Origin of the sequence: Bifidobacterium sp. W8110, assembly GCF_016101375.1 — a bacterium.
Lineage (GTDB): Bacteria > Actinomycetota > Actinomycetes > Actinomycetales > Bifidobacteriaceae > Bombiscardovia > Bombiscardovia asteroides.
In genome coordinates, this window is sequence record NZ_JACFQO010000002.1 from 378,636 (window position 1) to 400,517 (window position 21,882).

Annotated in this window: 9 protein-coding genes; 1 reads left to right on the forward strand and 8 read right to left on the reverse strand. The window is 58.0% G+C overall.

What is annotated here, in order from left to right; translation table 11 throughout:
• Nucleotides 1-65: 65 nt before the first annotated feature.
• From H3T88_RS04650 to H3T88_RS04685, 8 genes are all read right to left on the reverse strand, one after another.
• A complete protein-coding gene (locus H3T88_RS04650) occupies nt 66-3,788 on the reverse strand; it encodes an RCC1 domain-containing protein (RefSeq protein WP_198203722.1) in 3,723 nt (1,240 codons plus the stop codon).
• Nucleotides 3,789-4,048: 260 nt separating this feature from the next.
• Nucleotides 4,049-7,726, reverse strand: a complete 3,678-nt coding sequence (locus H3T88_RS04655; protein WP_332461013.1) for an RCC1 domain-containing protein — start codon at nt 7,724-7,726, stop codon at nt 4,049-4,051.
• A 447-nt stretch (nt 7,727-8,173) separates the two neighbouring features.
• Entirely contained in the window at nt 8,174-12,067 is a 3,894-nt protein-coding gene (locus H3T88_RS04660; RefSeq protein WP_332461014.1) for an RCC1 domain-containing protein, read from the reverse strand.
• Nucleotides 12,068-12,317: 250 nt separating this feature from the next.
• On the reverse strand, nt 12,318-12,983 hold the full coding sequence (locus tag H3T88_RS04665) for a TetR/AcrR family transcriptional regulator (RefSeq protein WP_198203725.1): 666 nt from the start codon (nt 12,981-12,983) through the stop codon (nt 12,318-12,320).
• Between the two features lie 6 nt (nt 12,984-12,989).
• Nucleotides 12,990-13,766: an ABC transporter permease gene (locus H3T88_RS04670; RefSeq protein WP_198203726.1), complete on the reverse strand. Its 777-nt coding sequence runs from the start codon at nt 13,764-13,766 to the stop codon at nt 12,990-12,992.
• The gene (locus tag H3T88_RS04675) at nt 13,763-14,734 is read right to left on the reverse strand and encodes an ABC transporter ATP-binding protein (protein ID WP_198203727.1); all 972 of its coding nucleotides are present in this window, start codon (nt 14,732-14,734) and stop codon (nt 13,763-13,765) included. The genes H3T88_RS04670 and H3T88_RS04675 overlap by 4 nt, the downstream gene beginning before the upstream one ends.
• 477 nt (nt 14,735-15,211) lie before the next feature.
• On the reverse strand, nt 15,212-19,051 hold the full coding sequence (locus tag H3T88_RS04680) for an RCC1 domain-containing protein (protein ID WP_198203728.1): 3,840 nt from the start codon (nt 19,049-19,051) through the stop codon (nt 15,212-15,214).
• A 579-nt stretch (nt 19,052-19,630) separates the two neighbouring features.
• Nucleotides 19,631-19,972, reverse strand: a complete 342-nt coding sequence (locus tag H3T88_RS04685; protein WP_198203729.1) for a winged helix-turn-helix transcriptional regulator — start codon at nt 19,970-19,972, stop codon at nt 19,631-19,633.
• 161 nt (nt 19,973-20,133) lie between these two features.
• Between H3T88_RS04685 and H3T88_RS04690 the strand changes: the two genes are divergently transcribed.
• Nucleotides 20,134-20,763, forward strand: a complete 630-nt coding sequence (locus tag H3T88_RS04690) for an NAD(P)-dependent oxidoreductase (protein ID WP_198203730.1) — start codon at nt 20,134-20,136, stop codon at nt 20,761-20,763.
• The last annotated feature ends 1,119 nt before the right edge of the window (nt 20,764-21,882 follow it).

Below are 21,882 nucleotides of genomic sequence, written 5' to 3' on the forward strand. Positions count from 1 at the left end.
CTGATGTTGGGGGGTGCGGAGCCACCCATCATGGCCGGGCCGTTCTTGGGATGCGGCCCGGCCGTTTACTCGAGCGAAGTGAATTCATGCCTGTGGCGTCCGGCTGCCAGGGCGCCGGCGGCGGCAAGCAGGCCTGAGGCGAGCAGGAGGAGTACCCCCGTGTTGCCTGTGAGGGGCAGGATGCCTTTGAAGGTATAGCTGAGGTGGGTCGGGGTCTGGTTGGCGGGACCCAGGGACCAGTCCACGATCACGTCAGACAGTCCCGGATTGTGGGCTGGCGTGGTCAGGGTGACCGACCCGTCCGCGTTCTGCTGCAGGCTGCCGGCGGGTGTCTGGTCGAACCTGACGCCGGTAATCAGCGGCGGCGGATATAGCGCCACCAGCGTCGGCGTAATGATCTTCGTGCCGTTGTTGCTGCCCGTGCCGAGTTGCCCACGGAAGTCGTATCCCCAACTGTAGAGGTTGCCGTCCTGACCGATGGCCAGGGAACAAGCCGATCCTGCGCTGATCCGCGCGACCGCGAACCCCTTGCCTGCGTTGTCCTGGCCTGCGGGGAGTGACACTTGTGAGGGGACGAGCAGCTCGGAGGTGCCCTGGTTGCTGCCCAACTGATCAAAGGTGTTTTCTCCCCATCCCCAGGCTGTGCCGCTCTGGTCGATAGCCAGCGAATATGTGGCTCCGGCGATGATTTGTGCGGTCTGGAATCCCTGGCTGGCATCGGCAGGGTTTTTTACCTGCGTGGGTGTGGACCGGTCGGTCAGCGTGCCATCGCCGATCTGGCCATCCGCGTTCATTCCCCATGCCCAAGCTGTGCCGTCCTGACCGATGGCCAGTGCGTGGACTTCACCGCTGCTGATCATCCTGGCCTTAAAGGTCTTGCTGGCGTTCTTGGGATCGGGCACGGGGGCTGGGTCGGTAGCATATGCGGTGCTGTATTTTCCTGTGCTTTGGCCGTTGCCGAACTGTCCGTGGTTGTTGTATCCCCAGGTGTATACGTTGCCGTCGGCGTCCAGAGCCATGAGGAAGCTGTATCTTGCGCTTACCTGGACCGCCTTCAGCCCCTTGTCGGAGCCGCTGGGATCCTTGGCCAGGGACGGTGTCAGTTTGGGCGCGCTATAGGTGTCCTGGTCCTTGGTTTCGCTGCCCCAGACGTAGACGCGCCCATTCAGGTCGATGGCTGCCGAATCGGTGAAGCCGGCGGTCACCTGGGTGGCCTTGAAGGGTTGTCCGTCTGGGCCCTTGACGGGCTGTGGCTTGGAGTGGTCTTGCGTGCTGCCGTCGCCAAGCTGGCCATATTGATTGTGTCCCCAGCTGTAGACGGTCTGGTCGGAGCCGATGGCCAGCACGTGGGTTCCGCCTGCGGCGACCTGCGTGTAGGTGAACCCGGTAGCTGCGCCGTCAGGCAGGGGGACCTTGGTCGGCGCGTACTGTGTGGCCGTCGTACTCGGATCCTGGCCCAGCTGCCCGTAGTCGTTGCCGCCCCAGGCGTAGGCATTCCCATCGCTGGTCACCCCTATAGAAAAACCGGCAAAATTATCGCTGGCGCTTATCTGGTTGAAGCGGATGCCCCGGCTGGTTTTGGGCGGGGTGATGGTCACCTGCTGGCCGCCTTGGGCATCGCCATTATTCGGGCTGATCGCCCAGCTGCCGATGTCTGCAGGGCTCCAATGGGCGACCAGGGTAATGCTGCTGGTGACGGGCTGGCTGAAGTCATAAGCCACCTTGGATTCGCCTTTTGAGTCCTTGAGGAACCAGCCGTCGAACAGGCAGCCGTCTTTGGTCGGGTCTGCGATCGGGCGTGTGGCCTGCCTGCCTTCGGTGACGGACTGGGGTCCGGGCATGCCCGAGGGTGCTGTAGGGGAGTCACTGTCGGAAGAGAAAGTGACATGGTAGGCGTTCATGTATCGGTAGGTCAGGTGGGTGTCGGGCTGCTGGCCGTTCATGCCCCAGATGATGGTGACATCGGTCTTGCCTGCTGCATGCTGGGGCGTGGTGACGCTCCAGGTGCCGTTCGACTCGGCGATGAGGTTGGTGCCGGGCGTCCCGCCGAAGCTGACGCTGACGGGTCTGGGATCCTCGGGGAATGTGACTGTGCCGGGGTCGGCGTCAGAATGACCAGTGGTCGTGCGTCCCAACTGGCTTCGGCTGTTGTCTCCCCAGCTGTAGAGGTTGCCGTCCGAGCCTAGGATCAGGGAGGAGGTATTTTCTGCGTTGATCTGGATGCAGCTGATGCCTGCCGGCAGGGATACTTTGCCCGGTGTGGCATTTCTCAAGCTGTTGGCGTCGCGTCCCAGCTGGCCGAATTTGTTGCTTCCCCAGCTGTAGAGGTTGCCGTCCGAGCCTACGGCCAGGGTGTGTTGGTTTCCTGCGCCGAACTGGGTGAATCTCGTGACGCCTGGGGGCAGCGTCACTTTGCCTGGATCGATGTTTTGTGTTGGCGTGTCGGTATCTCGTCCCATCTGGCCGTAGCTGTTGTAACCCCAGCTGTAGAGGTTGCCGTCTGAGCCCATGGCCAGAGAACACCATCCCTGTGCGGCAATCGCGGTGTATTTCGTAACGCCTTTCGGCAGGATCACTTTGTTCGGCAGGGTTCCTGGCTGTTCGCTGTTGGTGTTGCGTCCGAGTTCGCCCTGAGTGTTGTCTCCCCAGCTGTAAATGTTGCCGTCCGAGCCCAGAGCCAGGGAATAGAAGGTTCCCCCGCTGATCTGGGTGCAGGTGATGCCTGTCGGCATTGACACTCTGCCTGGCGTGGCGTCGTAGGTCTCTGATCCCGTGTCGCGTCCCAACTGGCCTCGGCTGTTGTCTCCCCAGCTGTAGAGGTTGCCGTCCGAGCCGATGGCCAGGGATTGCGAGTATCCGGCGGTGAACTGGGTGAAGTGGACGCCGGTCGGCGGGGTGACCAGGCCCGGTCTGTCAGCTGGCGTGATGGTGGTGCTGCGTCCCAGCTGCCCGTTGTCGTTTAGTCCCCAGCTGTAGAGGTTGCCGTCCGAGCCCATGGCCAGGGAAAGGCTCATTCCTGCGCTGGTCTGGGTGAAGTGGACGCCGGTCGGCGGGGTGACCAGGCCTGGGGTGCCTTCTGGTGCCTTGCTCGGTGCGGTGGCTGGTATCTCATTGGTGTCGCGTCCCAGACTTGCTTTGTTTTGTCCCCAGCTGTAGAGGTTGCCGTCCGAGCCCATCGCCAAGGTATGCCATAGACCCGAGCTGATGTGGCTGAATCGTACGCCGGGTTTGGCGGGTGGGACCAAGGTGATCTTGTCGCCTCCGGCGGCTGACCCGGAGGTGGGGGAGAGGCTCCAGGCACTGGTTCCCTTGGTCCAGTGGGCGGTCAGGGTGAGGTCTGCAGTGACGGGTTGGGTGAAGTCGTAGGCAAGATTGCCGGTGAACCAGCCGTCGAACAGGTAGCCGTCCCGGGTCGGGTCCTTGGCGGGCCGGCTGGCCAGTGCGCCGTCATCGACGTTTTGAGGGTCGATGCTGCTGCCGTCGGCGCTGTCGAAGGTGACGGTGTGCCTTGTTGAGCGTGCCTGGGGGCGGCTGTCAGGTGTTTGATCGTGTTCGGGTGTGGTGTTCAGTGGTGATGGTGTGGTGTTCAGTGGCGAGGGTGTTGGTGTCAATGGGGACCGGGGTGTCGTCGGCGTGGTCTGCAGCGTTGGCTGGCTTGTGTCGGTGTCGGTGTTGGTGTCGGTGTCGGCTGTGGCGAGGCTGCCCATGATCAGACTTGCGAGCAGGATGATGGCAAGCAGAAGGCTCGCGGCAATGCATGGCCGGGCAGAAGCATCCCTATGGTGCATGATGGCTGCGAACCCCTTTCCCCAAACAGGTGGCTCGATGATGAAAATCCCCAAGTCGCTTCACGAGACGTGTGCCGGGGACCATCCCGACAGCTGTATTGCAGTCTATCATGCGCGGACGGGCAAGAGTGGGAGCAACACCCGAATGAATAAAGAAGGGTGGCTCCGCTGTGTTGGGGGATTGCGGGGCCACCCTGTAGGGCCAGGATCGTCATAATTTGGGGATAGACGCAATCCGGGCCTGCTTACTCGTGCGAAGTCTACTGATTCAGGCTTCTGTCCTTTCTCAGGTGTCGCGCTGCCATGGTTGCCATGATGATGAGCAGACCAACGGCGAGGGGCAGGAATATGCCGGTGCCGCCGGCCCGAGGCAGGACGCTGATGGAGGTGTACAGGTAGGTGTTGCTGGTGTCGGGGAGTTGCGTAACCCCGTTCAGCGTCCAGTTGATGGTTACCGTAACCGGCCCTGGTGTGTAAGGCGGCGTGGTCACATTCCAAGTGCCGTCATTGTTGGCTGTCGGATAAATTCCGCTCGTATTGCCGAACTGAACGAGTTTGGGAATGCCGACTCCAGGGAAAATGATCTTGCCTGGAGTCGGATCATGGTCACCGCTGATGTCGCGTCCCAGCATACCTTGGTCGTTCTTTCCCCAGCTGTAGGTGTTGCCGTCCGATCCTATGGCTGAAGAGTGATTGCCTCCTGCCTGAGGCTGGATGAGGGTGATGCCGGCTGGAGCGTCCACTTTGGTGGGCAGATAGTCGGATTTGCCGCTGGTGGTGCGTCCAAGTTGTCCGCAATCGTTGTATCCCCAACTGTAGAGGTTGCCGTCCGATCCTGTGGCGAGGGCAAAGTAACTTCCCGCCACAAACCGGGTGAAATGAACACCTGACGGCATGACGACCCTGGAAGGGGTCGCAGAAATCAGTTCCGTGTTTCCCAACTGATCTTTGTTGTTGCCTCCCCAACTGTAGAGATTATTGTCGGAGCCGAGAGCCAGCGAGAAGTTCAGGCCCGTGCTGGCTTGCGTAAATGTGACGCCGGTTGGGGCCTTTACTTTGTAGGGCAGAGGGTCATATAGGTCAGTTGTCGTACTACGTTGGCGGCCCAGTTGGAACGAATTGTTGTATCCCCAGCTGTAGAGGTTGCCGTCCGAGCCCAGGGCGAGGACATGCTTGCTGAATGGACCTGTGAAAACCTGGGTGAATGTGATGCCTTCGGGTGCAGCGACTCTAAGAGGGTCTCTGCTCTTTAATCCTGACCTGCCTTGCCCTAGTGCGCCTTCCCTATCGTCTCCCCAGGCGTAGAGGTTGCCATCGGAGCCTAATGCCAAGGCGAAGCTATCGCCCGCGTAGACTCGAGTGTAGTGGATTCCCGCAGGCGGTGCCACTTTGTCTGGGGGATTGCGATTGTTGGCGAAGGTGTTGCGTCCCAGCTGTTCACAATCGTTGCTTCCCCAGGTATATACATAGCCGTCTGAGCCAAGGGCCAAGGCGAACTTTTGTCCTGCAGCGGCCTGGGTATAGCGGACTCCGGCGGGAGTTTCCACCACGACAGGCTTATCTGAGGGGGTGTGTCCAAGTTGGTAATTATAATTTGTTCCCCAACTGTAAAGGTTGCCGTCTGAACCGAGAGCCAAGGAAAAATCCTGTCCCGCTTGGATCCAAGAGAAACGGATTCCACGTGGGCCTTGCGGCGGGGTGAGTTTGACGCTCTGGCCGCCGGTTTCCGGTCCTTCCTTCTTGTCGATGTTCCAGTGCGAGACGGGACTGAAGTGGGCGACCAAGGTGATGTCGCCGAAGACGGGCTGATTGAAGTCGTAGGCTATATTGGAGTCGCCCTTGGAGTCTTTGAGGAACCAGCCGTCGAACAGATAGCCGTCCTTGGCCGGATCCTTGTCGGGGCGGACGACCTGATCGTCATCCATGACCCGCTGGGCATCTGGTGTTGGTGTACCGCCTGCACCGTCGAAAGTGACTGTGTACGTGGAACCATCATACTTGTAGGGCAGGTGTGCATCGGGCTGATGGCCGTTCCTGATCCATGCGACTGTTAAGTCCACCCGGCCCTTTTCGTGCGCTGGGGTGCGGAAACTCAAGGTGCCGTTCTGGTTCTTGGTCAAGTCGGTAATCGGGGTTCCATCCAGCTTGGCGCTGATGAATTTGAATGCTTGTGGGAAGTCGGCCTTGTTTGGTGTGGTAACTGGCACACTGCTGGTGTTCCCGGCACCCAGCTGGCCGCTGCTGTCGTCTCCCCAGTCGTAGAGGTAGCCGTCCGAGCACATAGCCAGGATGTGCCTGTACCCCGCACTGAATTGAGTATAGGTGATGCCGTCGGGCATGTTCGCTTTGTCTGGCTGGTTTGTGGTTTCACCACCCGTATCTCGTCCCAGCTGGCCGCTGCTGTTGTCTCCCCAGCTATAGATGTTGCCGTCGGAACCAGTCGCCAGAGAGTAGTCGTATCCCGCGCCGACCTGCCTTGTTCTGATGCCGTCAGGCAGGGCTACCTTGCTGGGCTGGCTGGTGCTGCCATACCCCCAGTTGTATGCATTGCCATCTGAATCAATAGCCAGTGTGTGGCGGTATCCTGCGCTGACCTGGGTGAAGCTCAAACCGTCCGCAGTATCCATCTTGTATGGCTGATTGGCAGGTTCGCTGGCGGTGGGGGTGCGTCCCAGCTGGCTGTTGCTGTTGTCTCCCCAGCTGTAGACGCTGCCATCAGAGGCGAGTGCAAAGGAAGCCGTGCCGCCCGCGGACACCTGGGTGAACTTTACGCCTTTTGGAAGCGGTATTGGGTTCGGGTACGCGTGCCCATAAGTCGACGAGTCACCATGGAGTTCGTCGGTTTCGCGTCCCAGCTGGCCGCTGCTGTTATCTCCCCAGCTGTACACAGTTCCGTCCGAGCATGTGGCCAGCGCATAGTTTGGTCCTGCGCTGACTTGAACAAAGCTTTTGGAGGAATTTGTAGATGGGACCACCTGATTTGGCACGGGACTTGATGAGTGGACGAGACCTAGTCCTGACTGGCCTTTTTCATTGCTTCCCCAGCTGTATAGATGGTTACTGATATCGATGGCCACAACAAATTCGTCTCCTGCGCTGACCTGGATGAAGCGGGTGCCACCTGGAACGTCTACTCGTCCAGGCCGATTGGCAGGTTCGCTGGCGGTGGGTGTGCGTCCCAACTGCCCCTCGCTGTTGTTGCCCCAGCTGTATAGCACTCCGAGCGAGTCAAGGGCTAGTGAAAAGTCTTTTCCTGCGCTGAACTGGCTGAAGCGAATATCTCCTATGGCCGGCGGGGTCAGGGTTGCTGTCGTGTTGCCGGTGGCAGGACCATGGTTGGGGCTGAGACTCCAGGAATTGAGACCCTTGACCCAGCGGGCTGTCAGCGTGAGGTTTTCGGTGACGGGCTGGGTAAAGTCATAAGCGACATCCCCAATGAACCAGCCGACAAAGGAATAGCCTTTGCAGTAGGGGTCTGGGGGACGTACCACCCTGCTTCCACGGCTGAGCGTTGACTTTTGTGTTGACGAACCTATTGTGCTGTCAAAAGTTACTGTGTATGTTGTGGCCAAGCGTGGCTGGACCGAGTTTCCGTTGCTTTCGTCTGCCTTGTCAGCATTATTGGAATCACTGTCAGATGGGGTGGCCGTAGGAGCAGGGGAGGAGTCGGAAGAGGGAGTCGGTTTGGTGGGATTCTGGGGTGCGGTAGTAGCCGACGGCGATTCCGATGTGCCTGGGGCAGTGGAAGGCGTTGATGGTGTTGTTGATGTGTTTGGTGTTGCTGCAGGTGAAGAAGGTGTCGCGGGTTTTGTTGACGGGCTCTGCGAGATTACGGTGGTGGAGGAAGTGCCGGGGTTTTGCTTATCTACCCGAGCGGTCGGTCGACCCCCCCCCCCCGGTGCCTTCCAGAGCAGTCTGCGCGCTCGCGCTGGCTGCACTGGAATCGTTCGTGACTGGCTCGGCAGTGGCAGCAAGGCCAGTCAGAAGGCTGGTAGGCAGGATAATCGCGAGCAGAAGGCCAGCTACAGTGGATGACCGGATCTGCTTTTTCCGACAATGACGCATGATGGGTGCGATCCCCTTCCTCAAAATCAACGGCCCGTTAATAAAAATCCCAAGAAAAACGAGCTGCACGCCGGGAACGGTCCCGGCTTCTATCTCATCATGCTACCACGCTCTACACACATTGACTGCGGGACTGGAATTCGGCGGAAGTGCAGGCGACCAGTTGTTCCCTTCTGGGTGTCTAAATTGCCTGGTTTCCCTTTTGGCGCTGGTGTTGAAGGGGGAGGGTGGGTGGCTCCGCTGTGTTGGGGACTGCGGGGCCACCCTGTGTGGTCGGGCCATCTTGGGGTATGGTCCGGCTGCTTACTCGTGTGAAGTCTCTAGCTTCGCAGGTTGCGGGATTCGCGCCGGTGGCGTCCCGCTGCTGCAGCGCCAGCAGCGGCGAGCATTCCAGCCGCCAGCAAGATCAAGGTCCCGCTGCTGCCTGCGTGCGGCAACATGCCTTCGTAGGTGTAGGCCAGGTGCGCTTGAGGCTGCATGATCCCTCCCAGGGTCCAGTCCACGATCACATCGGCCTGTCCCGGATTGTGGGCAGGGGTGGTCAGGGAAACGGACTGATCAGGGTTCTGCAACAGGGAGTTGACCACCGTCTTGTCGAATCTGACACTGGTGATCAGCAGTGCCTGATTGAAGGCCACTGAGGTCGGCTTACGGCTCTGCTGCAGGCTTCTGTTGCCGAGTTGGCCGTATGTGTTGTCGCCCCAGGCGTAAGCGTTGCCATCCCGGCCGATGGCCAGGGAATGATATTGGGCTGCGCTGATTTGCATGGCCTGCAGGGATTCGCTGGTGTTGGCGGAAGAGTCGGTGCTCAGCACTTTTGTAGGCGTTTGCAGTGGATAGACGTCGCCGTTGCCCACTTGCCCATAGGCGTTGTATCCCCATCCCCAGGCGTTGCCTGCGCTGTCGACGGCCAGAGAGTATATGACTCCTGCGCTGATGCTTACCACGGTGAAGTTGCCTGTCCTGCCGGGATTCTTCACCGGTTTGGGGACGGGCTGGTCGTAGGTGGAACCGTTCCCTAATTGGCCGGAATTGTTGTGCCCCCAGCTCAGGACGGCCCCATTCTTGTCGATGGCGAGGCCGTGGTCCGTGCCTGCGCTGATTTGAGTGGCTTGCAGTCCTTTATTAGGGTCCTCGGGGCTGTTCGGGTCGCGCACCTTGGCTGGTGTGGCTGTGTATGTGCTGCTGGTGCTGTTGTTGCCGAGCTGACCGTAGTTGTTGTATCCCCAAGCGTATGCGTTGCCGTCCGCGTCCAGAGCCAAGATGAAGCTCCATCCGAGGCTGACCTGCACCGCCTGCAGTCCTTGGCCGGAGCCGTCAGGGGCGGCTGCTGGGGCAGGTGTCTTCTGTGGCTGGGTGAAGCTGGGATTGAAGTTACCGTCGCAGCTGTTGCCTTCGCTGCCCCAGGTGTAGACGTTCCCATTTAGGTCGATGGCGGCCGAGTCATAGGCACCGGCGCTCACTTGGACGGCCTTGAAAGGCCGGCTTGTGTCGGACGGGTCCGGCACGGAATGTGGCGTGGAATGGTCGACGGTTGTGTTGTCGCCCAGTTGGCCGTGGTCGTTGGCGCCCCAGCTGTAGACGATTTGGTCGGAGCCTATGGCAAGCACGTGGAAGCCGCCTGCTACGACCTGTGTGTAGGTGAAGGTGGAGTCCACGCCGTCCGGCAGGGGGATCTTGACCGGCTTGTTCTGCTTGGCTGTGTTGCCGATGCCGAGCTGACCATGCTGGTTGCTGCCCCAGGCATAGGCGTTCCCATCGCTGGCCACTCCTACGGAGAAGCCCATGGCATCACTCATCTGGTAGCCACCTGCACTGACTTGGTTGAAGCGGATGCCCCGGCTGGTTTTGGGCGGCGTGATGGTTACCTGCTGGCCGCCCATCGAGCTGCCCTTGATCGGGTTGATCGACCATCCGCCGCTATTGGTTTGACTCCAATGCGCGATTAGTGCGACATCTCCGGTGACAGGCTGGCTGAAGTCATAGGCGACCTTGGAATCACCATTGGCATCCTTGATGAACCAGCCATCAAACAGACAGCCGTCCGTCTTCGGATCGGGGTATGGGCGCACGGCCTGCCCGCCCTCAGTGACAGACTGGTTTTGGGGCATGTCGGAAGAGGCCGGACAGGACTTGTCTTTGTTGCTGAAGGAGACGGTGTATTTTGGTCCATCATATCGATAGGTCAAATGCACATCCGGCTGCGACGCCCCATTTATGGTCCATTGGACGGTCACATCCGCCTTGCCCTTTGCATGTGGCGGGGCAGTGGCGCTCCAGGTGTTGCCATTCGTGTTCTTTGACAGGTCTTTAATAGTGGTTCCGTCGAACTTAATGCCAGTGAGGTCGGGTGTGCCGAGCGTCGACACCACTCCGCGTTCTTTATCGCCGGCGGCGCCGTGCCCTAGCTCGCCGTAATAGTTGAAGCCCCAGGTATACAGGTAGCCGTCTGAGCCCAGTCCCATGGTATAGCCGTTGTTTATGCTGGCCTGCTTCCAGGTGAAGTCATCCTTGCCACTGTCTGGCTTGGTCACAATTCCCGGGCCGCTTACCGGGGTGGCGTGCCCGAGCTCGCCGTCGCCTCCCGTTCCCCAGCTGTAAAGGTTGCCGTCTGAGCCGAGCCCCATGGAGTGGTAGTCAGTCGTCATGCAGTCAATGTAATTGACGTTTGCCGGTTTATAGACAGCTGCCGGACGATTGGCTGCATTGAGGCTCAGGTCGCGTCCCAGCATGACTTCTTGAAGATCCGAACCCCAGGTATAGATATTTCCATCCGAGCCCAAAGCCATGGAATTGTAATGGGCTGAACCCGTCTGGAGCCATGTGAAGTCGCTGGGAACACCTGCAGGCTTGTCAATCTTGCCGGGGATGGGATTCTTCCTTGTATCAGTGGTGTCGCGGCCTAGTTGGTCAAAGTCGTTGTTCCCCCAACTGTAGAGGTTGCCGTCTGAACCGATCGCAATCGTATCGTAGAACCCTCCGTTTGCCTGAATCCAGGAGAAGTTGGATGATGCATTCGCGGGTTTGTCGACCTTAGCCGGTTCTTTGACTTGCTGAGTTCCACCATCATGACCCAGTTGCCCATACTCGTTCCATCCCCAGCTGTAGAGATTTCCAAGGGAATCAAAAGCCATGGCGTGGTTTGCCGCTGCCTTGATGCGGGTGAATTTGATGGTGTCCTGCTTGTCTACAGGCCTTGGTGTCTGGTCACCGCCGAAGAGATTGTAAACACCATCGCGTCCAAGCTCATATAAGTCGTTGTCTCCCCAACTATAGAGAATGCCGTCAGAACCGAGAGCCAAGGCAAAAGTGTTTCCTGCGCTGACCTGAACCCAGGTGAAGTCGGATGGTACGTTTGCGGGTCTGTCGACCTTACCGGGTGTGGGATTGGGATCGTATAGGCTGCTGCTGGCTGTTCGACCAAGCTGCCCTTTCTGGTTGGAGCCCCAGCTGTAGATGTTGCCGTCTGATCCCAATGCCACAGCAAAGTTATTTCCCGCGCTGATCTGACTGAACCGAATATTGGGTATGACGGGCGGGGTAAGAGTGACCTTGGTGTTGCCGCTTGCTGGTCCATGGACTGGATCGAGGCTCCATGAGCTGGAGCCTTGTATCCAGTGGGCTGTCAGGGTGATATCGCCGGTGACCGGCTGACTGAAGTCATAGGCGACGGGTGTGTCTCCTATGAGCCATCCGTCGAATACATAGCCGATTCTTGATGGATTGACGGGTCGGCTTACACGGTTTCCGTCCGTGATTTTTTGTTCTGTGCTGGTTTGCTGTTCAGGGTCGTTGAAGGTGACGGTATGTTGAGCGGATGAGCGTGGCTGTGATCGGCCGTTTAAATCTTCGTCGGTCGCGATTCTTTTATTAGGTGCTGGGATGGTGGGTGACGGTAGCTGCGCTGTATTTAGCGGGGAGGTTGTAGATAGGGGTGATGGCGTAGAGAGGGGTGTGGTTGAAGGCGTTGCCTTACTGGGGGAAATACCGGAATTTTGCTTAGCTACGCGAGGGGTCTGACGACCCCCCCCCCCCCCGGTGCCTCCTGCTATGGCTGGCGCGCTCGCGCCGGCCACAGCAGGCTCGCTGGCGGTGGTGCTGGCATCGGCGCTGGTGCCGGCGAGGAGGCCTAGAGGCAGGACGAAAGATAGCAGAAGACTGACGGCCGCGGCCGGTCTGATCGACATGTGCTGATGCTGACACCTATTAAGCATGATCCCCTTCCCCAAAGGCTGACCCACCGGCCCCTACCGGTTGAAATACCCTTGGAGGCTTCCCTGACGTTGCGTATATCCCCATCCCTCTGTGCGAGGGTACAAGCAGGAAGCCTTGCGTCTTTCAACTATACTACGTGCCGATAAGGTTCTCTCAGGTGGAATGTCGGGGAAGTGATTCTGAGTAGAACATGAAGTTTATGCGTGCGTGTTATGGGTGCGTGACTGGGAATGATCCATTGGCCACTAATCAGGCAGGCCAACCGGCGATCAGGGCGTGCAGGCCCTTGCGGTAGCTGGCCTCCATAAGGGCACTAATTCCGTCGTCCGTAGAAGCAAAGAGTGTCTTCAGGTCATCGAATCCTTGGGTGTCTTCAGCCAGTCTTTTGACCAGATCCGTATTGGTCTGGCCACCCGCACCGCCGACCGGGGGAGAGGCCTGGGCGATGGCACTGCCCAGGGTCAGTCCGGCAAGGCTGTTGAGCAGGTGGATGGTGTCGGAATCGACCTTGAGCCCATGGGCGGTCAGCTGGTTCAACCAGGTGCTGACCATGTGGAAGGACTGGTCGGTGTTGATGGGATGCGTGGCCATGAGCGGGAGCGCCCGGGGATGCGAAAGCAGCGTCCGGTGAACCTGAAGCATGACATCTTCAAGCGCTTGCCGCCATCCCATGTCCTGGGGTATGGAGTCCAGGTCGGTGGCTGACTGCCAGATGAGCTCGACGATTCCATCAAGCAGGGCGGCCTTGCTGGGTACATGGCGGTAGATGGCTGGTCCTGACACCCCCATTTGCTTGCCCAAGGCGCGGATGTTCAGGGCCTCCAGTCCGTGCTCGTCGACGAAATATAGGGCAGAGCGCAGAATGTAGTCTCGGTTGAGCGACGTCTTGACGGGTGCCTTGGGTGGGTCAGCCATGCTTCCTCACTCCTTCCGCTGTACTCCTCTCTTGAATAGTACCGTTGCCAGGAGAGCCAGGGCGAGCAGGAAGGCCAGCAGGATACGCAGGTCAGGCCATACATCCGCCATTCCGGCATGGTCGAAATTGATTTTTCCTATGGCATCCATGGCCCAGTAGACGGGGCTGCCCTTGGCCAGCTTCTGCGCCCAGTCCGGGAATCCGGAGACAGGGCTGAGGGCTCCGCCCATGCCAGCCAGGAGCATGCCAAGAATGTCGTTGAAGGACATGGCCATGTTCTGGGAGGACGAGAAGATGTAGAGCAACAGGCCGAAGAGGGTCAGCACAATCGAAATGACCAGGCAGACCGCGGCCAGGGCCAGGACTGATCCATTGGGCCGATAGTGGTAGAGCGCCGTCCCGATCAGCATGACTAGAGAGACCTGGACCACCTGCACCATGAAGGACACGCTCAGTTTGGCCATGACAAGGTCGAAGAGGGAGACCGCCGACACCCGCATCCTGTCCCAGGTGTGCCATTCATGCTCCTGGAAGAAGAGTTGGAGGACCAGCTGCAGGGAAAACATGGCGAAAAGGATGGCGAACCCAGGAAGCGCCTGCTCGGATCCATTGGCGCCCAGATGCCCCTGGGCCCTCAGCGAGTCCCGGTAGGAGGGCAGCATGAAGGGGATGACGATCAGTGGAATGGCCACGATGACCACCTGCAGCCAGATGCTTCGCAGCTCGATTTTGAAATTGAGGCGGAATGTCGCTAAATATCCGTTGAAATGCACGGCGCTCACCTGTCTTCCCATGCTCGTGACCCGGCAGGCTCGCTTGAGGATGTGCCCATGACGGTCATGTAGGCCGACTCGATGTCAGGCTGGACGATGGTGATTGATGCCAGACGGGCACTTTTCATGACCGGCTCCTGCAAGAGGCGGGCCAACTCCTGCTCTGGACTGGACACCGGGTGATCGGGCTCCAGGAAGCCGTCTGCCGTCCGCCATCCCGGGACCTGGCCTGGGGCAGGGCCGACGAATGAGATACGCAGGGATGCCCGGGCATATTTATGGAGTACCTCCTGCAGGGAGCCCCGGACTTGGATCCGCCCGTCGATCAGGAAGGCCAGGTCCGCGCCCATCTCTTCCAATTCTTTGAGGTAGTGGGTGGTGTAGATGATGGTGGTGCCCTGTCGGCTCATGGCCTTGACCATGTCCAGTATTCTGGAGCGGGCCTCCACATCCGCCCCAACAGTGGGCTCGTCCAGGAAGAGCACCGGGGGATTGTGGACCATGGCCATGGCGGTGTGAAGGCGACGTTTCTGCCCTCCCGATAGATTCTCGGCTGCTGTTCCTGACTGGGAACCCAGCCCCATGAGCTCCATCAGCTCGTCGGCCCTTCTGCTGCCCTGCTTGGTGTTCAGCCCTTGCAGGCCGGCCATGCCACGTAGGTTGTCTCGGACACTGAGATGGGGATAGATGCCCAGGTCTTGGGGAGCAAGTCCGATTACCCGGCCGAAGATGCGCGAGGGGGTTCGATAAGGGTTGCGCCCCTCTACTGAGATGTGGCCTGAGTCCGGCTCGCCCAGCCCGGTCAAGGCCGAGATCAGGGTTGACTTGCCTGCTCCATTCCTACCCAGCAGACCCAAGATGCTGCCGCGCCTGACCTGAAGATCCACACCCTTGAGCACCTGCCTGCTCCCGAATGATTTACGCACCTGGCAACAGGACAGGGCGTATTTCCCTGAATCGTTTTTTGCGGGTTGCAAGATATACCTCCTGACTATTGTTGTTTAACAACGTTAACTATAATAACATCGTTAACAACCAAGTTTCATCATGCTTTTCGAAGGCAGCGGGATTCTGGCGTGGCGAGGCGGGGATATACGCCTCGGACCGCCTGGAAGAACTATGCTTTTCCTTAGCAGTGTTGGGAATCCGATAATTGCTCTTCAATGAAGAAGACTCGGGGGATTTCAAGCTTGAGCGGGACACGATCCTGTCCATGCCGCTGTGCCTCCGGTTGGCCGTTACCCTGGCTTAGCGATTTCGTAGGCGCCAACCTTCAGGGACCTGGCAGGCGATGACAATAGCTGGCGTATACAGTAGCTGGTCTATGACAGAAGAATGATGGCCCTGCTTGCGAGGAAGCTCCAGCTTGAGATCAAAGCAGCAGATTAAAGAAATGGGGTGACTCTGCGATCTTGGGGTTTTGCAGAGTCACCCCGCTTACTCGGGCAAAGAGCTCAGTGCCGGCGGCTGCTGGTTTCTCGCTGGTGGGAGGCCGCTGCTGTGGCGCCGGCGGCGGCGAGCAGTCCTGCGGCGAGCAGGACCAGGAGGCCGGTGCTGCCGGCCCTGGGCAGGATGCCCTCGTAGGTGTAGCCCAGGTGGGCGGTCGTCTGCGCGGCTTGGTCGATGGTCCAGTCGATGGCCACGTCGACGGGCCCTGCGTCGTGGGGCGGGTTGGTGATGCTCCAGGTGCCATCAGCGTTCCGGTACAGGCTGGTCCCGGCCATGCCGCCGAACCTGACGCCAGTAAGGACCAAAGGCGTCGGATCGAATGCAACCGGCATGGGGGTCGTGTTCCTGGTTGCCGTTTGATTATTCCCCAACTGGCCGTATTGGTTGTCTCCCCAGGCCCAGAGGTTGCCGTCCTGCCTGATGGCCAGTGAATGGAGTTGTCCGGCGCTGCTCCGAACGGCCTTGAATGTCTGGGCCTCGTTGGCGGGGTCCTTGATGGTCGCAGGCTTGGTCTGATTGACGGTGTTGCCGATGCCCAGCTGCCCGTTGCTGTTCCAGCCCCATGCCCAGAGGCTGTCGTCCCGGTCGACGACAAGGGAGTGGTTCACACCCGCGCTGATCTGGGTGGCTTTAAGGCTTTGGCTGGTATTAGTAGGGTTCTGCACGGTTTGGGGCTTGTATTTGTCGCTGGTGCTGCCGTCGCCCAACTGCCCGTACCCGTTGTATCCCCAGGCCCAGGTGTTTCCGTCCGTATCGATGGCCAAGGCATGCCAGCTTCCTGCGCTGATTTGGGAGGCCTGGAAGGACTGGCTGGGCAGTCGGGCTGGGTTGGATGCGTAGCTGGTGCTGTCGCTGGTGCCGTTGCCGAGCTGGCCGTTCGTGTTGTATCCCCAGGTGTACACGTTGCCATCAGCATCCAGGGCCATGACGAAGCTCCAGTTGAGGCTGACCTGGACCGCATGCAAGGTCTGTCCCGGATTGTCCGGGTCAGCGGCTGGAGTCGGGTTCTTCCGGGTCGTGCTGTACGCGGGCGTCTGGCCCTTGCCAGTGCTTTCGCTGCCCCAGGTGTAGACGCGGTTTTCAGAATCGATGGCGGCCGAGTCTGCCACGCCCGCGCTGACCTGGACTGCTTTGAAAGGCTGGCCGCCGGTGTCCTTGACGGGCTGGGGATTGTACCGGTCCGTGGTGGTGCCGTCACCCAGCTGCCCGTGGTCGTTGCGTCCCCAGCTATATACGATTTCGTTTGATCCGATGGCCAGGACGTGCGAGTCACCGGCTGTAATTTGCGTGTAGGTAAAGCTGGAATCCGCGCCGTCGGGCAGGGGGATTCTGATAGGAGTTTTTTGCATGCTGACGTCGGCCGGTTTCTGAGCAAGTTGCCCGTATTTGTTGCTGCCCCATGCGTAGGCGTTTCCGTCGCTGGCGACGCCGATGGAGAAGGAGCCTCCGGCGCTGACCTGGTTGAAGCGGATGCCCCGGTTGATGGTGGGCGGGGTGATGGTCACATGCTGGCCGCCGAGCACGTTGCCCTTGTCGGGGTTCAGGGCCCAGCGCGTGTCCGTTCTGGTCCAGTGGGCGGCCAGGGTGATGTTGCCGGTGACGGGCTGGCTGAAGTCGTAGGCGATCTTGGAGTCGTTGTTGGCGTCCTTGGTGAACCATCCGTCGAACAGGCAGCCGTTTGCTTTCGGATCGGGGGAGGGGCGTTTGGCCTGTCTGCCTTCGGTGACGGTCTGGCTTTGAGGCATGGCGGAGGGTGTCGGGCAGGAGCTGTCCGCACTGGTGAAAGTGACGGTGTAGGAGTCCAGGTATCTGTAGGCCAGGTGGGCGTCCGGCTGCTGGCCGTTCAAAGTCCATGAGACGGCTGTGTCCACTTTTCCTCGCGCATGCGCAGGCGTGGTGACACTCCATGTGCCGTCAGCGTTCCTGGTTATGTTTGTGCCCGCCGTTCCACCGAAGCTGACCGCAGTGACTGTGGTAGTACCGGGCATGTTCACTCGGCCGGGGATATGCCGGTCGTTGGTGGTGTTGTCGCCCAGCTGACCGTTGGCGTTTTTGCCCCAGGAGTACAGGTTGCCGTCTGAGGCCAAGCCGAAGGAGTTGTTGTCCCAACCGGCGCTTGCCTGAACCCAGGTCAGTCCAGTTGGCGCGTTCTGTGGCGCAGCAACCCGGATAGGGGTGTTTCGCTGGGTAGTGGTGTTGTCGCCCAGCTGGCCATTGTTATTGGCACCCCAGGAGTAGAGGTTTCCGTCTGAGCCAATGGCCAGTGATGCAACAGATAGGAGGCTTACTTGTTTCCAAGAGAAATTAGGTAGCACTCCATTGGGTTTATGCGCTTGAGTTGGGCCGTACACATCGACGGTGAGTCCATTGCCAACGTTGCCGTTTCCGCCGTAACCCCATGTATATATGTTGCCATCGGATCCGATAGCTTGCGAGTAGTAGTCCCCCATTTGGAATTGTCTCCAGGTGAAATTGGAGGGAACACCTTGCGGTGTGGCAATTCGGACGGGCGTAATTTTATTATCGGTGATTGATCCTGTACCTACTTCGCCACGGGTATTTGCACCCCAGCCGTAGATCCAGTTATCCGATCCCAAGGCCAGAGAATGCCATCCCCATCCGCTCATCTGCTTCCATGTGAATCCGGAGGGTACTCCGTTTGGCAACTTCACCTGGACGGGGGCATGCCGTTCAGTGGTAGTGCCGTCCCCCAGTTGGTTATGATCGTTGCTGCCCCAGCTGTAGAGGTTGCCGTCAGATCCTAGGCCAAGAGCATGCAAGCTACCTACCGCTTCCTGCTTCCATGTGAACCCAGATGGGGCATTTTGTGGCAAGTTAACAGGTTCGGGGGTGTAATGCGCGGTTGTAGTGTTGTTCCCCAACTGACCATAGGTGTTGTCGCCCCAGCTGTAGAGCTTGCCATCTGATCCCAGACCCACGGAGAACAAGTATCCGGCTGAGGCCTGGACCCAGGTAAAATCCTGGGATACGCCCTGGGGTTTCTTCACCGGGACCGGCTCATGACGTTCAGTGGTGGTCCCGTCGCCGAGTTGGCCATGATCATTGCTTCCCCAGGCGTAGAGGTTGCCGTCCGAGGCGACTGCAAGAATGTGCCCCCTTCCATCGCTGACCTGGCTGAAGCGAATTCCTCGGGATCCGGGCGGGGTCAGGGTGACTTTCGTGCCGCCGGCGACCGGCCCCTGCACGGGGCTCATGCTCCAGGCATCTGCCTTGGTCCAGTGGGCGGTGAGATTCACATCGTTGATGACGGGCTGGTTGAAATCGTAGGCGACGGGTGTTGAACCGATGAACCAGCCGTCGAACAGGTAGCCGTCTCGGGTTGGATCCGCTGGACGTTTCACACGCTCTCCGTCAGCTATGGTTTGTGTTGTGTCGATGCCTTGGGGATTGCTGAAGGTGACAGTGTGCGTTGTGGAGGCGCGCGCCTGCAGCTCGGCGCTGTCTTTCTCGTTGGGAGTGCTGGTCTTGTCCGGCGTGGGGGAAATGGATGGGGTCGGCTGTGTGGGATTCAGAGGGGAGGGTGTGGCCAGGGGAGATGGTGAAGTAGGAGCGGTTGCTGTTGGAATGTTTGCTGTTTCAGTTGGCTGGGTGGTGGTGTCAGGAGGATTGCTGGACTTTTGTTCAGCTTCACGACCCCCCTCCTCCCCGCTAATTCCAGGTGTAGTCGGCGCGACCGCGTGGGCCGCGCTGGATTCGGTTGTGGCGCTGTCTGCTGTGGCATAGGTGCAGACCAGGAGGCTTGCGGGCAGGATGATGGCCAGCAGGAGGCTGACCAACAAAGCCGGTCGAGCGGATATAGGTATATCAGAGTGCTGACGAGGCATAGTGTGATCCCCTTCCCCAGGAATCGCAGCCATATTGTCAAGAATCCCCAACATCCGACGAGTCACGCGCCGAAGACAACTTTGGCCACTCATATAATTTTACCATATATGTGAAAGCAAGGTGAAAATAAAACATGGAAAACTGTCGTCAATCATATGGTGCATGACCGTCTTTTTTCTTCTATCCGTGTTGATGAATGCGTGACTTCAAGTTGTTAGTGATTATAGAGCCATCCTATTGGTCTGGCTGCTTACTTGATGTAGCTTCGGACTGTTGCAACGGTCACGGAGAGAAGCCCTGAGGAGAGCTGAATAAGGATTCTGATGCTGCCCATACATGGCCGGTTGTCCTTGTATGTATAAAGCTAATTGGGCTGGAGCATGGTTGCCCAGCTGATGCTATCGAGAGTGAGCTCCAGTAGCGGCAAAGGTGAAGCAGTTCTTTGACGATCTGTCTGCAGACTATGAGCTACTTTGGCGTTACCTCGGATGCTGTTCGTGTTGGTGGTCAGGAGTGCTTTGCCGGTCAGCCGTTTGCGAGCTGCTTTTTTTTGAATTGATGGTTTGAACTATTGCGACTCAAGAGGCAGGATGCTCTTGATTGCCGTGGCTTGCCTGATAACTAACGCCCCAATCTCGCATAGCGTTGATGACCGGTCTCAGGCTCTTGCCTGTTTCTGTCAAGGAATATTCCACCCGAGGAGGTACCTCCGCATATACTTTGCGGTGCACAAGGCCATCACGCTCCATTTGGCGCAGGTTCGAGGTCAGTACCTTCTGCGAGACATTGCCAACGGAACGGCGCAGTTCGCCAAATCGCATGGTTCCGTTCAACAAATCGCGCAGGATCAGTGCCTTCCACTTATCGGAGATCATCAGCAAAGTAGTCTCCACGGGACACGTCGGTAACTCGCGCTCCATCTAAGCTCCAATCTGAAGAATGCAGGGAAATCAGCAAAAGTTCCCAAGGAGTAACTATAGAACATATTAATGCCTACTTCTTTTTTGTTCTGTATGACCATAAGGTACATCATGACAGCAGAAAACAGAATTAGTCCGTAACGAATATGGAGGGAATCATTATGAAGATTGCAGTAGTGGCGGCAAACGGTAAAGAAGGCCGACTTGTCGTCAAGGAAGCCTTGTCGCGCGGAGATGAAGTAACCGCTGTGGTGCGAGGTGAAAACAAGTCGGCAGCTCCACACGCCATCGTTAAGGACCTATTTGATTTGACCACGACGGATCTGGCTGGCTTCGATGTAATTGTGGATGCCGTCGGCACATGGACATCGGAGACTCTGCATGTCATTCCGGATGCAGCCAAGCATCTTGCCGGCATATTGTCAGGAACCGATATCAGATTGATTGTGGTAGGGGGTGCCGGTAGCTTGTTTGTTAATAAGGAGCACACCTTGGCGCTTAAAGATACTCCTGATTTTTCGGATGACTACAAGCCGGTCTCGGCCGCCCATAGCAAGGCGCTTGAAGGCCTACGCAACCGTTCCGATGTCAAGTGGACCTACATCAGCCCTGCCGCTGATTTCCAGGCCGATGGAAAACGCACCGGTTCATACGGGTTGGCAGGTGAAGAACTGACTGCGAATGCTGAGGGGGAGAGTTTCATCAGCTATGCCGATTATGCAATGGCTGTGGTGGATGAAGCCGAGTCGGGCAGACACGTCGGTGAACGCATCTCTGTTTATGCCAAGTAATTGGCTAAAGTCCAAGCCATTTGAATTGAAAATACAGTATGAGTAACCTGCTTTGTTTGAACTGCGCCGTTTCTGTTATGGGGAGTCGAAGCAGATGCCTATACACGGCGATTTCTGATTGTTGGATTGCTTTTTATCTGATCGACAGTCTAGATGCGGTTTATTTGACTGAACCTGATGGAATTGTCTCATGTGAATTGGTGCTTGGATTCTGCTTCGTTGTTGTTGCTTCCCCCTATTTTTATAATCATTGAACCTCACCTAGTATGTTGGATCAAACGCTAAGGACGGCATTTTGTGTTGCCGGCATTCAACAGATGACAGATTTGGCATCAGTCTTGGAATAACACATCACAGGCAGCCCCCGCCCTTGAGCTGGTTGATGGAGGATCCGGGTTTTTAGAGGGAACAATGAAAGAACGATCATGAAAGCCTGCATGCCGGATTGGTGTCATTTTGGGGGATGGCCAGGAGGCCTGAAGATACAACTGCTTTCCTGTTGGAGAGGATTAAAGCAACATCGACATTTTTTTCAGACCGTTACCACTTTTAATGACTCTAAGTATCAACGAATGAATGTAAGGTCCTGATTCATGAAGGTGGTCTTGCCGAAACAAGATGCCAGGAGGGTTATGACCTAACGGCTCCTTTGATGATCGTCGGCAACAACGGCGATGAACAAGCAGCCGACGACGACAATAGAGAAGCAGGAAGTTGTGCGGTGATCACTGGGGGATAACAACATGTGCATCTTCTTCTCTTTAAAGTGCACCAAGCACACGTCGGGTTAAGGTTGCTGCGGTTGAGTCGGGGATTGGACGAGAAGATAGGACGACATGATGATAAAAATAACAAACCTGGTTTTTCATGTGAAACCTAACCAAGGAGCAATGAAGTACTGATTCCTTACAAATCACTACAGAAACGTTATGACACTGATGTCATAGATGTCATACACCTCAGAACGGCTATTGACCAAATTGGACCAGTCTTTATCAAGGTCTTCAAACACAAGACGTGGTCCAGATTGCTCCCGTAGGTGCAGCTACGAGGACGAATGCCTTGTAAATCCCGGTTTCGTCTTGACTTACATACGAATGTCTCAGAGTCAGGGCGCCC

What these genes read in the sequence shown, in the direction of transcription:
- H3T88_RS04650 (WP_198203722.1), bottom strand. Translation starts at nt 3,788, where the DNA reads ATGCACCATAGGGATGCTTCTGCCCGGCCATGCATTGCCGCGAGCCTT.
- H3T88_RS04660 (WP_332461014.1), bottom strand. Translation starts at nt 12,067, where the DNA reads ATGCTTAATAGGTGTCAGCATCAGCACATGTCGATCAGACCGGCCGCG.
- H3T88_RS04665 (WP_198203725.1), bottom strand. Translation starts at nt 12,983, where the DNA reads ATGGCTGACCCACCCAAGGCACCCGTCAAGACGTCGCTCAACCGAGAC.
- H3T88_RS04680 (WP_198203728.1), bottom strand. Translation starts at nt 19,051, where the DNA reads ATGCCTCGTCAGCACTCTGATATACCTATATCCGCTCGACCGGCTTTG.
- H3T88_RS04685 (WP_198203729.1), bottom strand. Translation starts at nt 19,972, where the DNA reads ATGGAGCGCGAGTTACCGACGTGTCCCGTGGAGACTACTTTGCTGATG.
- H3T88_RS04690 (WP_198203730.1), top strand. Translation starts at nt 20,134, where the DNA reads ATGAAGATTGCAGTAGTGGCGGCAAACGGTAAAGAAGGCCGACTTGTC.